This window comes from Brotaphodocola sp., assembly GCF_050873065.1.
In the GTDB taxonomy this organism is placed as follows: domain Bacteria; phylum Bacillota; class Clostridia; order Lachnospirales; family Lachnospiraceae; genus Brotaphodocola.
Window position 1 is genome coordinate 1 of the sequence record NZ_JBNMIC010000053.1, and the last position, 14,900, is coordinate 14,900.

Here is a 14,900-nt window from a genome sequence, read left to right on the forward strand (position 1 = left end):
AGTTAAAATGGTCGGTAAATGAGAGAGGCTTATTTGGCATGCCCAAAAACAGGACGTTTAGATCTCATTATTAAAATGGCTCTAAAGTCAATAATTAGGCGGGATTCCAAAGAATCCCACCCCAACTATTGACATAGAGCCCTATTTTATTATTCCGCACACTTTCGTTCTGGATATTTCTTATTCAAGGACAAAAAAAATCCGAACACCTTCTCCACGGAAAATGCTCGAACCTTTTCTTCAAGTGCGCCTTCAGGGACTCGAACCCTGGACAAATAGATTAAGAGTCTACTGCTCTACCAACTGAGCTAAAGGCGCATATTCTTTTGTTGTCGTGCCTGTCTCACAAGCACGAATGTTATTCTATCGTAGTTTTTTAATTTTGTCAACAGTTTTTTTAGATTTTTTTATTTTTTATTTTCAAATCAAATATTCAAGCCGACAATACAAATTTCATAAGAAAGAATGTGCCTTGACACATTCTCGCGCCGAGGCGCGGTTACTTCGGCAACCATCTTCCCCTGCGGAACATTTTTTGTTTGTATGATAGGATGCAATTTCCCATCATACAAAATAAAAAGCACCGGCCCCGCAGCTCTCTGTCTGCAAAACCAGTACTCTCGCGTGCGCCTTCAGGGACTCGAACCCTGGACAAATAGATTAAGAGTCTACTGCTCTACCAACTGAGCTAAAGGCGCATTCCTTATTCTGTTCGCGCCGGTGAAGTGTTTACCTCAGCGGCACGAACATTATAATACCTCATCTTTTGACAAATGTCAACAGTTTTTTTAATTTTTTTTTACGCTTCCTGAATCAGGCGCTCAATCACTTCTTTCGGCTGTACTCCGACAAGCTTGCCGGCAACTTCCCCGTTCTTAAACGCAATTAAAGTCGGAATCGACATCACGCCATAGCGGACTGCGATCTCCTCATTCTCATCCACATTGAGCTTGCCCACAACTGCACGGTCTGCATACTCCTCAGCAATCTGCTCCACAACCGGAGCCACCATCCGGCACGGTCCGCACCAGTCCGCATAGAAATCTACCAGTACAACCTTATCAGATGCCAGAACTTCTGTGCCGAAATTTTCCGTCGTAAACTTTTTCTCCATATCGATGTTTCTCCTTCTCTATTTATTTTTTCCACACTTCCCCCGGTTTATGCACGACTCTGCCTCTTTCATGCACTTCGCCAGATGAAGAAGCTTTCGGTTTAAATCAACCTTGTCGCAGCAGCTGCACCGCAGACTCCGCACAATCTTATCCCGAAGACACATGGTCCTTCCCCATCTCAAAACAAAGCTTTTCGCAATATTATATGTCAGGCCGACGCTTGCGGAAACTTGGCGCGTGATTCTAGTCAGCTTTGCTGACATCCTCTTATCAGAATCACTGCATATCCTCTCTGGGTTATCTGCTTGCAATCAGTTTGCAGATCGGATTCCCCATGGAGGAAAACTTCACCTCGTACTCCGTCATAACATTTCCCTCTGCCATCTCACTGTGATGCAGGTCACGGGTGTACGCGTCAATCTTCCATCCTGCCTCCGGAATGGACTCCAGAGAATAGGTAAACAGATCCTGGTTGTCCGTCTTGAATTCCACTGTGCCGTCCTTTTTCAAGATCTGGTCATACACTTTCATAAACTCCGGGGAAGTCAGACGTCTCTTTGCATGGCGGTCCTTCGGCCACGGATCTGAGAAATTCAGATAAATCCTCTCTACTTCCTCCGGTGCGAAGATCTCAGACAATCCCTTTGCATCCACGCACATAAAATAAATATTGGAAAGCTCCAGCTGTTCTCTCTTCTGGATCGCTCTCAGAAGAACGCTGGAATACCGTTCAATTCCGATGAAATTGATCTCCGGATGACGTGCGGCAAGTTCCATCAGAAACTGGCCCTTTCCCATTCCAACCTCAATCCGAATCGGGTGATCGTTTCCAAATACCTCGTGAAAACGACCTCGATGCTGGTCCGGTTCCTGAATGACAAACGGGCTGGTCGCAATCGTCTCCTCCGCCCCCTGAATATGGCGCAATCTCATATTTTCTTTTTCCTCCAAAACTGATTTCCAGCACAAACCGCTGTTCTTTCATTCTAGCAGACTTCCCCACCATTGTCGACACATAACTATGCAAATATTCCGGATTCATGCCGAAACAGCTTACGCCTCCTTCATTGTGCAAACTGCAATGGATTTTGCAACGCATAAACGGATATCACGATTTTTAGGTGTACAGCAACCCTGAAATTATAGTATAATGGAGGTGACCAAAATGGCTTTTCGCGGTCGCCAAAAAAGATATCATCCTGCATATACAGCAATGTTTTCGCTGTATTGCTTATACAAAGGAGGAACGTCTATGGGAACAAATTCAAATATCAACTGGGAGAAAATCCAACAGGGTGTCAATGAAGTGGAGCGCCTGATCGGCCAGAAGGAGTACAATTCCGCCATGATTACAGCGCGCCAGACACTCGAACTCATGGTCCGTCTTCAGATGGAACGCGCCGATATCGTAACCGGAAGCAGTGATCTGATGAGCATGATCGACTGCCTGTACAAAAACCGCTGGATCAGCAAAGCTACCTGCGAACGATACCACAAGATCCGCATGATCGGCAATAAGGCTGTCCACGACGGGGATAACAATGCATACAGTGCCAATCAGGCATACCATGAACTTTCTCAGGAAGTCTACACGTTTGCGAACGATTATCGTAACGCGCAGAAGGGCGTCCGCCCCGCACCTGCACGCCAGCCTGCCGCACGCCAGAACAAACCGGCGCGAGGCTCTGCCCCGGATTCCTCGGGAAGAAGCCGGAAGCAGAAGGGGATCACCTTCACCACCGCAGATCTTCTGAAACTGTTGATTCCGGTCATCTGCATCGCCCTTCTCTTTGTTATCATCAAAATCGTGAGACCAAACTCCGATACCGGAAAGAAGAAGACGACTGCCGCTGTGACGACGGAAGCTGTGACCAGCTCGGATTCCTCCGATGAGGCCAACACCGCCGAGACAGAGCCGGAGATCATCTACCGCACCACAAGCAACCTGAATGTCCGCTCACGCCCCAGCACAGACGGTGACAAGCTCGGTCAGCTCTCCGCCGGCTCTGCAATCGAATACATCGGAGACAGCGATGACGGCGCCTGGGCAAAAATCAATTACAACGGTCAGGAAGGTTACGTCTCCAAAGAATTCCTGACAACCGAATAGTTTTCTTCAAGCCGACACTCACAGAGACTTGAAGTTCATTTATGAACAACACTCCGGGATACAGCAAAAAGATCTGCTGTATCCCGTTTTTTTCTCATTTCATATCAGTTTTGTGTATAATGCTCCCCATGCTCCCTTTATTTTTTGTGTATAATGTCCTAAAAACTTTGTTAAAATTTTATTATTGTTGCATTTTTGCTCTGGCTTTTTTCCGCAAAAGGTGTATGATGATACAAGGAAGAGCTATTAAGTATAAACCTATTACAGTTATAGGTAGAAACTTATAGATCTTTTTTCTTTCTCTGTCCGAGCTCATATCATTCCGCTCTGTTCCGGTCGTCACGCCCCGGGCAGATCGGAAAGCCGATGCCGGACGGACACGAAAAAGACAAGGAGGAACGCGATGGATAAGGTTATCAAAAAAATTTCGGAAATCGAGGCTGCCGCTTCATCTGTCATGGACGATGCCAATGAACGCAAGCAGGCATTCGCCAAGGAAATGGAAGAAAAGACTGCCGCTTTCGACCGGGATTTAGATGCGCAGACAGAAGAAAAAATCCATGAGCTTCAACATCAGATGGAAATTGAGATGAATTCCAAGTTGTCAAAGCAAAAGTCGGATGCAGACGCACTCCTTGCGCGGATGCAGACGAACTACGACAATCACCATCGGACTTATGTCCGAAAACTGTTTGAACAGCTGGTAAAGGAGTGATGGTATGAGCCTTTTGACTTACAGCGGAATCACAACCAAAGTAAGAGCAATGCAAAGCCGTCTGCTCTCAGAAGAACAGTTTCACGAGATGGCTGCACTTGAGGATGTGCGAAGTGCCGCCGATTATCTGAAACAGCGCCCCACTTACGCGGAAATTTTTGCAGGCGTAGATGATTCCAACCTGCACCGCGGGCACATCGAACAGCTGCTCACGCTGTCCGAGTACCGGGATTTTGCCAAGCTTTACCGTTTTTCCAATCTTGCGCAGCGCAGATTTCTTGATCTCTACTTTATGCATTATGAGATTAACATCATCAAACGAGTTCTCAGACATGTCATGGGACATCAGGAAGCTGTCCTCGATCTCTCCATGTTTCAGGAATTCTTTGATCGACATTCCAAAATCGATCTGACGTCACTCGCACAGTCGGAAAATCTGGAGGACTTTCTCTCACGGCTGAAAGGTTCTCCCTACTATGAGGTTCTATCGGAACTTGCCTCAAAAGACACCTGCACAATGTTCGACCTCGAAATGAATCTGGATCTCTTTTACTTCCGGACTCAATGGAAAGTCAAGAACAAAATGCTCAGCCGTGAGGAACGCCACGCACTTGAACAGTGCTTCGGATGTCGCCTTGATCTTCTGAATATTCAGTGGATTTACCGCGCGCGCCACTACTATCACCTGTCGCCGTCCGACATCTACGCACTTCTGATTCCGGTCAATTACAAGCTGAAACCGGATCAGGTCCGCCACCTTGCGGAGTCCGCGGACAATGAGGAATTCTTCTCTGTCCTGCGCGAGACGTTTTACTGGAAATTCCAGAGAAGCGAGATCAGCGAAAAACCGGATATTGAGACGCTCTATCATCAGATCTGCAATCAGATCTATGCAAATGCCGGGCGCAGATATCCCTACTCTGTCGCAATTCTCGATTCCTATCTCTATTTTAAGGAACTGGAACTTCAAAAAATCATTACCACGCTCGAGGGTATCCGTTACCGGCTTGACGCCGGCGAGATTATCGCGCTGGTAGAGAAACAATAAGGAGGTCTTACCTGTGATAGAAAAAATGAAATTTCTGCGCATCACCGGTCCAAAGGCCGACATCGACCGCGTCATTGACCAGTATCTCTCCAAATATGAGATTCATCTGGAAAATGCGCTTTCCGAACTCAAATCGGTGTCCGGGCTGAGACCATACGTGGAAACCAACCCATACAAGGGAGAACTTCAGACCGCTGCAGAGCTTGCTGCCGCCTTTCATGAACCGCTTCCGGCATCCCCCAAAAAGGAAGTCTCAATCGAGGAAGCCGTTCAGATTGTCCACAATCTTGACGGGGAGCTGAAAAAACTCTCTGCAAAGCGGGAAAATCTCTTAAAAGAGCAGGACAGAATCCAGACTTCGATCTCCAACATCATTCCGTTTACGGATCTGAATTACGAAGTCCGCGATATCTTGAATTTCAAATACGTCCGCTTCCGTTTCGGACGCATGACACACGAGTACTACGAGAAATTCATGGCATATGCCTACGACACGATCGACACTGTCGTTCACAAATGCCAGGAAGATGCCGAGTATGTCTGGCTGATCTATTTCGTGCCGGATTCCGTTCACGAAAAGATTGACGCGATCTACGCCTCCCTGCATTTCGAGCGTTTCTTCCTGCCGGATGAATACGAAGGTACCCCGGTCGATGCGACGCACAGCCTCGAAAAGCAGCTTTCTGACGTCGATGAACAGCTTCGCGGTGTCGACACACAGATCTCGGAAATCCTGAATTCCCATCGGGAGGATCTCGCCGCTGCAAGCCACCGGCTCTCGGTTTACTCCTCAAACTTCGATGTCCGCAAGCTCGCAGCCTGCACGACGAACCACGATCACACCTTCTACATCATCTGTGGATGGATGACGGAGGAGAATGCGACCGCCTTCTGCAAGGAGATCGAGCACGATGCAGACACGTTCTGCTTCCTCGAGGATAACCATGAGAATGTGATCAGCAAACCGCCGACAAAGCTGAAAAACCCGGGACTCTTCAAACCGTTTGAGATGTTTCTTCAGATGTACGGACTGCCGTCCTACGGAGAGATCGATCCTACGATTCTTCTCGGAATCACCTACTCAATCCTCTTCGGCTTCATGTTCGGAGATGTCGGTCAGGGGCTCTGTCTTCTGATCGGAGGTTTCCTGCTCTACCGCACGAAGAAGATGAATCTTGCAGCAATCATTTCCTGCTGCGGAGTCTTCTCAACGATCTTCGGTTTTCTGTTCGGAAGCGTCTTCGGCTTTGAGAACATCATCGAACCTCTCTGGCTGAGACCGAAGGAAGCGATGACAAAGCTTCCGTTTATCGGAAACCTGAACACGGTATTTGTCGTTGCAATTGCACTCGGCATGGGAATCATCCTGCTGACGATGATCTTAAACATCATCAACAGCCTGCGCTCCCACGATCCGGAGAAGGCATATTTTGACAACAACGGAGTCGCCGGAATCGTCTTCTATGGCGCAGCGGTCCTCACGATTGTCCTCTACATGACCGGACAGACTCTCCCGGCAACCGGAATTCTGCTCGTCATGTTTATCCTCCCTCTGCTGATCATCTTCTTCAAGGAACCGCTCACCGCTGTTCTTGAGAAAAAAGCAGAAGTCATGCCAAAGGAAAAGGGCATGTTCTTTGTACAGGGATTTTTTGAAATGTTTGAATTGCTTTTAAGCTATTTTTCCAACACCCTTTCGTTCGTCCGTGTCGGCGCCTTCGCGGTCAGCCATGCGGCAATGATGGAGGTTGTCCTGATGCTTGCAGGTGCAGAATCCGGCGGAAGCCCGAACTGGATCGTCGTCATCCTCGGAAACCTGTTCGTCTGCGGCATGGAGGGCCTGATTGTAGGCATCCAGGTGCTTCGTCTGGAATATTATGAGCTGTTCAGCCGCTTCTACCGCGGCACCGGACGCGCATTCAAGCCTTATGGAAAGTCGAAAGAAGCATAAAAAAGCAAAGTTTTCATTCAAATAATAATATAAAGGAGAAAACAATCATGACCGTATTAGCAAAAATCACATTAGCAGCAGCACTTATTTTAAGCATCGCCGTTCCGTTCGGCGCATTTGCAGCAGGAGAAAAGACAAAAGGCCGTTATAAGACCGCTCTCGCTGTCAACGTTTTCCTGTTTATGGGAACTCTCGTCGCAGCCGGCGCAATGATGTTCTCCGGACACGCATTCGCAGCAGAGACTGAGGCAGCTGTATCAAGCGTTGCAGGCTTCGGCTACATCGCAGCAGCCCTCTCAACCGGTCTTGCCTGCATCGGTGGTGGTATCGCCGTTTCCGCAGCCGCATCCGCCGCTCTGGGCGCAATCAGCGAGGACAGCTCAATTCTTGGTAAATCCCTCATCTTCGTAGGTCTTGCCGAAGGTGTCTGCCTGTATGGACTGATCATTTCCTTCATGATCCTGGGCAAACTGTAATTCCATGAAAATGTATTTAATCAGCGACAACATCGACACCTGGACAGGTATGCGCCTGGCAGGTGTCGAAGGTGTTGTCGTCCATGAAAAAAATGAGCTGAAGGAAGCACTCGATAAGGTTCTGGCTGACCGTGAAATCGGAATCGTTCTTCTGACCGAGAAATTCGGAAGGGATTATCCGGATCTCGTCAATGACGTCAAACTCAACCACAGACATCCGCTGTTTGTGGAGATTCCGGACCGCCACGGAACCGGCCGCAGACCGGACTTTATCACTTCCTATGTGAATGAAGCCATCGGATTGAAATTATAAGCTACAAAATAGAAATATAGAAAGCAGGTGACCGTCTTGACAACTGAGGAAAAATTACAGCATTTTCTGGATACCTGTATGGAAGATGCCAGAACCCGGAGCAACCGGATGCTGGACGAATATATGAATGCTCTCGAGGAAACCTTCAAGCAGCACCAGGCCGACGCAAAGCGCCGTGCAGCCATGCAGATCGAACAGGAAACCGAGAAAATTGAGAGAGAGATCAATAAAAAGCTCGCAGTGGAGCAGATTGATATCCGGCGCGCTCTCGGTCAGAAACAGGAAGAGCTGAAAGACAAACTTTTTGTGGAGCTGAGAGACCAGCTTGCCAACTTCCTTGAGACACCGGAATATCTGAAACTTCTGGAACACCAGATTGCAAATGCCGTCGAATTTGCCGCCGACGATCCGATCATCATCTATCTTGATCCGGTCGATGAGGACAAACAGAAGCGGCTTTCTCTTCATTATGGACACGCGCAGATCAAGATCAGCGAATTCTCTTTCGGGGGCGGTTCCCGCGCTGTGATTCCCTCCCGCCACATTCTGATTGACAACTCGTTTCAGACCCGTCTTGAGGAGGCAAGAGAAAACTTCCATTTTGATTTAAGCCTTGAGGAAGGAGACAGCGCAGATGAGTAAAACAGGTATTATTTACGGAATCAACGGCCCGATCATCCACCTGAAGGGAGATCCGGGCTTCACAATGAATGAGATGGTCTACGTCGGCAAAGACAACCTCGTCGGCGAGGTCATCGGTCTGAAATCCGACGACACGATCATTCAGGTCTATGAGGAGACGACCGGTATCCGTCCGGGCGAGATCGTGACTGGAACCGGTGCCCCGGTATCCGTTACTCTGGCTCCCGGCATCCTGACAAACATCTTCGACGGAATTGAGCGGCCGTTAAGCGAGATCGCAAAGACCGGCGGTGCCTACATCAACCGCGGTGTCCATGTTTCCTCCCTTGACACGGAGAAAAAGTGGAAGACCCACATGACCGTCAAAAAGGGCGACCGCGTCTTCGGCGGAACGATCATCGCCGAGGTTCCGGAGACTCCGGCAATCACCCACAAAGTCATGGTTCCTCCCGATAAAGAGGGATTTATCCTCGATGTCGTTCCGGACGGCGAGTATACAATCGATGAGCCTCTTGTGACGCTTCAGCTCTCTGACGGAACAGAGGAGAAACTGACGATGACCCAGAAGTGGCCGATCCGCGTGGCTCGCCCGACGGCAAAGCGTTTCCCGGCAACCCAGCCCCTCGTCACCGGTCAGCGTATCCTCGACACGATGTTCCCGCTCGCAAAGGGCGGCACCGCTGCGATCCCGGGCGGATTCGGAACCGGAAAGACAATGACCCAGCATCAGATCGCAAAGTGGTCCGACGCAAACATCATCATCTACATCGGCTGCGGAGAGCGCGGAAACGAGATGACCCAGGTTCTCGAGGAGTTCTCCCACCTGATCGACCCGAAGACCGGCAATCCTCTGATGGACCGCACGACGCTGATCGCAAACACTTCAAATATGCCGGTTGCGGCGCGTGAGGCAAGCCTTTACTCCGGTCTGACGCTTGCAGAGTACTACCGCGATATGGGCTACCACGTTGCGATCATGGCAGACTCAACCTCCCGATGGGCAGAGGCCCTGCGTGAGCTGTCCGGACGACTCGAGGAAATGCCTGCCGAGGAAGGTTTCCCGGCTTACCTTGCATCCCGTCTGTCCGCTTTCTACGAGCGCGCCGGCATGATGCAGAACTTGAACGGAACCGAGGGAAGCGTGACGATCATCGGTGCCGTCTCCCCGCAGGGCGGTGATTTCTCCGAGCCTGTGACGCAGAACACAAAGCGTTTCGTCCGCTGCTTCTGGGGACTGGACAAGAACCTCGCCTACGCGAGACACTTCCCGGCAATCTCCTGGCTGACGAGTTACTCTGAGTATCTGACCGATCTCGCCCCGTGGTACACCGAGCACGTCGACAAACGCTTCGTCGACTACCGCAACCAGATCGTCTACCTGCTTTCTCAGGAGAGCAGCCTGATGGAGATCGTCAAGCTGATCGGTGCCGATGTTCTTCCGGATGATCAGAAACTGATTCTTGAGATCGCCAAAGTCATCCGTGTCGGTTTCCTTCAGCAGAACGCTTTCCACAAAGACGACACCTGCGTTCCGATGGAAAAGCAGTTCAAGATGATGGACGTCATCCTCTATCTCTACCAGAAATCCCGTTCCCTGATCTCGATGGGAATGCCGATGTCCGTGCTGAAAGAGGACTCGATTTTTGATAAAATCATCTCCATCAAGTACGACGTCCCGAACGATCGCTTAGAGATGCTTGACGACTACAAGAAACAGATTGACCGCTTCTACGACAGTGTCGTGGAGCGCAATGCCTAAGAAACTGCACAAGGAGGGATTTTTATTATGGCAATCGAATATCTTGGCCTGAGTGCAATCAATGGCCCGATGGTCGTTCTCGAAGGCGTCCAGAATGCCGCCTACGATGAGATTGTGGAGATGACGGTGGACGGTTCCAAAAAGAAACTCGGCCGTATCATCGAGGCATATAAAGATAAGGCAATCATTCAGGTTTTTGAGGGAACCGAGGGACTCGGACTCAAAAACGTTCACACCAGACTGACCGGACACCCGATGGAGCTTGGCGTTTCCGAGGAGATGCTCGGAAGAACGATGAACGGTATCGGTGTCCCGATCGACGGACTCGGGGAAATCTTCCCTGAGAAAATGCTCGACGTCAACGGTCAGCCCTTAAACCCGGTCACCCGTGAATATCCGCGAAACTACATCCGTACCGGAATCTCTGCAATTGACGGTCTGATGACGCTGATCCGCGGCCAGAAACTTCCGATTTTCTCCGGAAACGGTCTTCCGCACGACCAGCTTGCCGCCCAGATTGTACAGCAGGCTTCACTCGGAGATGACTCCGATGAGGAGTTTGCAATCGTCTTTGCCGCAATGGGTGTCAAGCACGATGTCGCAGACTTTTTCCGCCGGACATTCGAGGAGAGCGGTGTCTCTTCCCACGTTGCAATGTTCATGAACCTCGCAAACGACCCGGTCGTTGAGCGTCTGATCACGCCGAAATGTGCACTGACCCTCGCCGAGTACCTCGCATTTGAGAAAAACATGCACATCCTCGTTATCCTGACGGATATGACCTCATTCGCTGAGGCAATGCGTGAGGTATCCTCCTCAAAAGGTGAGATTCCTTCGAGAAAAGGTTACCCGGGATACTTATACAGTGAACTCGCGGCACTCTACGAGCGCGCCGGTATCGTGAGCGGAGTCAATGGATCTGTCACCCAGATCCCGATTCTGACGATGCCGAACGACGACATCACGCACCCGATCCCTGACCTGACCGGATACATCACCGAGGGACAGATCGTTCTCGACCGCTCGTTAAACGGTCAGTCGGTCTACCCGCCGATCAGCGTCCTTCCGAGCCTGTCGCGTCTGATGAAGGATGGAATCGGAGAGGGCTTCACGCGTGCTGACCATCAGGATGTCGCAAACCAGCTCTTCTCCTGTTACGCAAAGGTAGGAGATGCCCGTGCACTTGCCTCCGTCATCGGTGAAGATGAACTCTCCCCGATCGACAAGCAGTATCTTGTCTTCGGACGTGAGTTTGAGCACCGTTTCGTCGGTCAGGATCCACATGAGAACCGAAATATCATCCAGACGCTGACAATCGGCTGGAACCTGCTCGGTCTTCTGCCCCGCGCAGAACTCGACCGTATCGACACCAAAGTGCTTGACCAGTACTACCATCCGACGATGATCGACCACAATGGGGACCTCGTACCGGCTGACAAGACCGCTGATACTTCTGACGCGGAATAAGTGAGGGGAAGGAGGTTACTTTATGAATCTGAATACCTTTCCCACAAAGGGAAATCTGATTCTCGCAAAGAATTCCCTCGCGCTTGCGAGTCAGGGCTATGTGCTGATGGACAAGAAGCGAAATATCCTTCTGCGCGAGCTGATGGGACTCATCGATCAGGCAAAGGACATTCAGGCGGAGATTGATGCAACCTTCACCTCCGCCTATAAGGCGCTCGAGCGTGCAAATATTGAGCTTGGCATCAACTTTGTACAGGAGATCGCAACCTCGATGCCCGTTGACGACACAATCCGCATCAAGACGCGAAGCATCATGGGAACGGAGATCCCGCTCGTCCAGCATGACCCGACTCCTCCTGCACTGACCTACGCACTTTACAGTACGAAGGAATCCCTCGATGATGCCCGGATGCAGTTCGAGAAGGTGAAGGAGCTGACGATCAAGCTCTCGATGGTCGAGAATTCCGCCTACCGTCTCGCCGGAAGCATCCGCAAGACACAGAAGCGCGCAAACGCACTCAAAAATATCACAATCCCGACTTACCAGACTCTCGTCACGAACATCACGAACTCCCTCGAGGAGAAAGACCGTGAGGAATTCACGAGACTGAAAGTCATCAAGAGAATGAAGGACTCATAAAAAGTCTGCAAACCAAACCGGAAAAATGGATATTAGATAAAAAAAAATAAGAAACCTCCCCATGTAGGATAAGAACTACACAGGGAGGTTTTGCTATGTCCGAAAAATATATCTTATATCTTAATATCTTATCTTTTGATAAATCATAATCACATGATGAAAAGTCGCACAAGAGAAGCAATCACAATGACTGCTCCAATCACTGCTGTAACCGTGTAAATTGTCCGGGATTCTGCATCATTCTGATTCTGCTTTAAATAAACCAAACCTGCTACTAAAATAAGAACGCCAATTACGCATGCAATAACTGCTACCATCATGATTTTTTCCTCCATTTCAATAATAAAGCCGAATTGATAATGACAAAGACCGAACCGCTGTTGTGGACAAGGGCACCTGCAACCGGATTCAATTTTCCGGTAATTGCAAGGACAATTGCGATGAAATTCAACGTCATCGAGAATGTCAGGTTACAGCGAATTGTGAACATCATTCTTCTCGCGAGAAGCAGAAGATGCGGAAGCTCACGGATCTCATCGTTGACAAGCGCAATATCCGCAGCATCGACCGCAATGTCACTTCCGACTCCGCCCATCGCGATTCCGACATGAGCTTTTTTTAACGCCGGTGCATCGTTGATTCCATCTCCGATCATACACACCGGATGACTGGATTTCTGGCTCTCCTCAATAAAGCGCAGCTTGTCTTCCGGAAGACATTCGGCACGAAACTGCTTGATTCCAATTCGATTTGCGATCGTCTCTGCCGACTGAAGGTGATCTCCGGTCAGAAGCACCGGAGTGACCTTTGCCTCACAGATCTCTGCGATCGTCTTCTTTGCGTCCGGGCGAACCGTATCAGACAGTGCAAGAAAACCGCCAGCCCGACCTCCAACTGCGAGATAAATGATCGTACAGCCCTCTTTCCGATAAGTGTCTGCCGACTCATCGATCTCCTGCGGAAGTTCAATCTTCCACTCACGCAGAAGCTCCTCATTTCCCGCAAGAATCTCCACATCTGCCGGAATTTTTTCAGAAATAGCCCCATATTTCTGTTCCGAATCAAATTTTTGAACTCCTTTACAGGCTTCTTTCAGATAACCTGTCCCATCAATTCTTGCACGCACTCCGCGCCCCGGAATCATCTCAAAGTCTGTGAGTTCTGCAAGCACATCCTGACCCGTGCTCTTCTCCTTTTTGAAACAGCGCACAACTGCCTTTCCGAGTGGATGCTCCGATTTCTGCTCGGCACACGCAGAAAGCCAGTAAAGCTCCTGATCTGAAATCTCCGGAAGAGAGCTGTGAACCGCCTGAACTTCCGGCGTTCCGAAAGTAAGTGTTCCCGTCTTATCAAATGCGATGTCCGTCACCTGAGCCAGACGCTCAAGCGCATCTCCCTCTCGCACAAGAAATCCATGACTTGTCGCATTTCCGATTGCTGCCATGATCGCCGTCGGTGTCGCAAGCACAAGCGCACACGGACAGAACACAACGAGGATCGTCACAGAGCGGATGATCTGCCCTGTCACAAACCAGGTCAGAACAGATGCTGTGAGTGCTGTCACGACAATCCACGTCGCCCAGCGGTCTGCAAGACTCACAATCTTCGCCTTTCCCGCATCCGCAGACTGGACAAGACGAATCATTCTCTGGATCGAGCTGTCCTCTCCGACTCTCGTCGCGCGCATATCGAACGCACCAAACTGGTTGACCGTTCCACTCGATACTTCATCTCCGACACTCTTATCAACCGGCAGGGACTCTCCGGTCATGACTGCCTGATTGATCGAAGTCTGACCGGAGACAATCACTCCATCCACCGGAACCGTCTCGCCCGGAAGCACTCGCAGAAGATCACCGATCTTCACGTTCTCGGCAGGGATGATTTTCTCGGTCTCAGCCCCCTGATTTCCTAAATTTGTTCCGATAACTCTCGCCGTGCGCGGAGTCAGGTGGACAAGCTTCTCAATTCCCGCTCTCGCCTTTGCGACAGTCAAATCCTCGAGAAGCGCACCGAGCTGCATGATGAATGCGACCTCTCCGGCTGCAAAATCTTCACGGATAATGATCGACGCAATCAGTGCGATCGAGACGAGCACGTCCGCTTTAATGTCAAACTCTGTCACAAGACCAATGATCGCCTCAAGAATAATCGGCACTCCGCACAGAACAATCGCGATCCACGATGCGTCAAACGGCAGTGGAACCAGATCAAAAATACTGATCACCAGTGCAATCGCAGAGAGAATCAGACAGACAATGTTTTTTCTCGTTCCTCCCCATTCCAGAAATTCTTCCAGTTTTTCTATCATACTGAATTTCCTCCTTCTAAATAATACCTACCAGAATCATTTGCGCTGCTGTAATTACCTATACCTCTATATGTATATTATCTGTGTGTCATTATACCCATAGGGGTATTAGTTGTCAAGGGATTCTCTCACTCTCCCAAAATTTTTCCCATAAAAAAAGAGGATGACATCTATCCCTTCATGGACAAATGTATCCTCTCTTTATTCAATCTTTTAGGCGTTTGCGAAACGCCACAAGCCGCATAAATACGGCATTTTTTGTTACCTATAAACAAATAACTCCTCACCGGATATGGTATAATAGAGTTGACTAAAAACTATAAACCTACATCCAAGAAAGGAGTTATTCTGAT

At 49.6% G+C, this 14,900-nt stretch carries 14 protein-coding genes and 2 tRNA genes; 10 read left to right on the forward strand and 6 right to left on the reverse strand.

Annotated features, from left to right (window positions below):
- Window positions 1-245: 245 nt before the first annotated feature.
- From ACR0QE_RS11260 to trmB, 4 genes are all read right to left on the reverse strand, one after another.
- Window positions 246-318 (reverse strand) — tRNA-Lys (locus ACR0QE_RS11260).
- A 307-nt stretch (window positions 319-625) separates the two neighbouring features.
- Window positions 626-698, reverse strand: a tRNA-Lys gene (locus ACR0QE_RS11265).
- Between the two features lie 101 nt (window positions 699-799).
- Window positions 800-1,114, reverse strand: coding sequence for a thioredoxin (gene trxA, locus ACR0QE_RS11270; protein WP_432628446.1), 315 nt, complete (start codon window positions 1,112-1,114; stop codon window positions 800-802).
- 298 nt (window positions 1,115-1,412) lie between these two features.
- On the reverse strand, window positions 1,413-2,048 hold the full coding sequence (trmB, locus tag ACR0QE_RS11275) for a tRNA (guanosine(46)-N7)-methyltransferase TrmB (protein WP_432628447.1): 636 nt from the start codon (window positions 2,046-2,048) through the stop codon (window positions 1,413-1,415).
- A 319-nt stretch (window positions 2,049-2,367) separates the two neighbouring features.
- On the opposite strand from trmB, the gene ACR0QE_RS11280 reads away from it, so the two are divergent.
- The 10 genes from ACR0QE_RS11280 (at window position 2,368) to ACR0QE_RS11325 (ending at window position 12,236) form a co-directional block, all read left to right on the forward strand.
- The gene (locus tag ACR0QE_RS11280) at window positions 2,368-3,225 is read left to right on the forward strand and encodes an SH3 domain-containing protein (protein WP_432628448.1); all 858 of its coding nucleotides are present in this window, start codon (window positions 2,368-2,370) and stop codon (window positions 3,223-3,225) included.
- A 403-nt stretch (window positions 3,226-3,628) separates the two neighbouring features.
- Window positions 3,629-3,940 carry an ATPase gene (locus tag ACR0QE_RS11285; RefSeq protein ID WP_432628449.1) on the forward strand — a complete coding sequence of 104 codons (312 nt, stop codon included), beginning with the start codon at window positions 3,629-3,631 and terminating at the stop codon, window positions 3,938-3,940.
- Window positions 3,941-3,944: 4 nt separating this feature from the next.
- Complete coding sequence (locus ACR0QE_RS11290; RefSeq protein ID WP_432628450.1) at window positions 3,945-4,988, forward strand: V0D/AC39 family V-type ATPase subunit; 1,044 nt, start codon at window positions 3,945-3,947, stop codon at window positions 4,986-4,988.
- 13 nt (window positions 4,989-5,001) lie between these two features.
- Window positions 5,002-6,939: a V-type ATP synthase subunit I gene (locus ACR0QE_RS11295; protein ID WP_432628451.1), complete on the forward strand. Its 1,938-nt coding sequence runs from the start codon at window positions 5,002-5,004 to the stop codon at window positions 6,937-6,939.
- Between the two features lie 47 nt (window positions 6,940-6,986).
- Window positions 6,987-7,415, forward strand: a complete 429-nt coding sequence (locus tag ACR0QE_RS11300; protein WP_432628452.1) for an ATP synthase subunit C — start codon at window positions 6,987-6,989, stop codon at window positions 7,413-7,415.
- Window positions 7,416-7,419: 4 nt separating this feature from the next.
- Complete coding sequence (locus ACR0QE_RS11305; protein ID WP_432628453.1) at window positions 7,420-7,728, forward strand: V-type ATP synthase subunit F; 309 nt, start codon at window positions 7,420-7,422, stop codon at window positions 7,726-7,728.
- A gap of 36 nt (window positions 7,729-7,764) precedes the next feature.
- Window positions 7,765-8,370, forward strand: a complete 606-nt coding sequence (locus ACR0QE_RS11310) for a V-type ATP synthase subunit E (protein ID WP_432628454.1) — start codon at window positions 7,765-7,767, stop codon at window positions 8,368-8,370.
- A complete protein-coding gene (locus ACR0QE_RS11315) occupies window positions 8,363-10,129 on the forward strand; it encodes a V-type ATP synthase subunit A (protein ID WP_432628455.1) in 1,767 nt (588 codons plus the stop codon). Before ACR0QE_RS11310 ends, ACR0QE_RS11315 begins: the two co-directional genes overlap by 8 nt.
- 27 nt (window positions 10,130-10,156) lie before the next feature.
- Entirely contained in the window at window positions 10,157-11,596 is a 1,440-nt protein-coding gene (locus ACR0QE_RS11320; RefSeq protein ID WP_432628456.1) for a V-type ATP synthase subunit B, read from the forward strand.
- A 22-nt stretch (window positions 11,597-11,618) separates the two neighbouring features.
- Entirely contained in the window at window positions 11,619-12,236 is a 618-nt protein-coding gene (locus tag ACR0QE_RS11325; protein WP_432628457.1) for a V-type ATP synthase subunit D, read from the forward strand.
- 149 nt (window positions 12,237-12,385) lie between these two features.
- On the opposite strand, the gene ACR0QE_RS11330 is transcribed toward ACR0QE_RS11325, so the two are convergent.
- A complete protein-coding gene (locus ACR0QE_RS11330) occupies window positions 12,386-12,556 on the reverse strand; it encodes a hypothetical protein (protein ID WP_432628458.1) in 171 nt (56 codons plus the stop codon).
- Window positions 12,553-14,547: a heavy metal translocating P-type ATPase gene (locus ACR0QE_RS11335; protein ID WP_432628459.1), complete on the reverse strand. Its 1,995-nt coding sequence runs from the start codon at window positions 14,545-14,547 to the stop codon at window positions 12,553-12,555. Before ACR0QE_RS11335 ends, ACR0QE_RS11330 begins: the two co-directional genes overlap by 4 nt.
- Window positions 14,548-14,900: the final 353 nt, after the last annotated feature.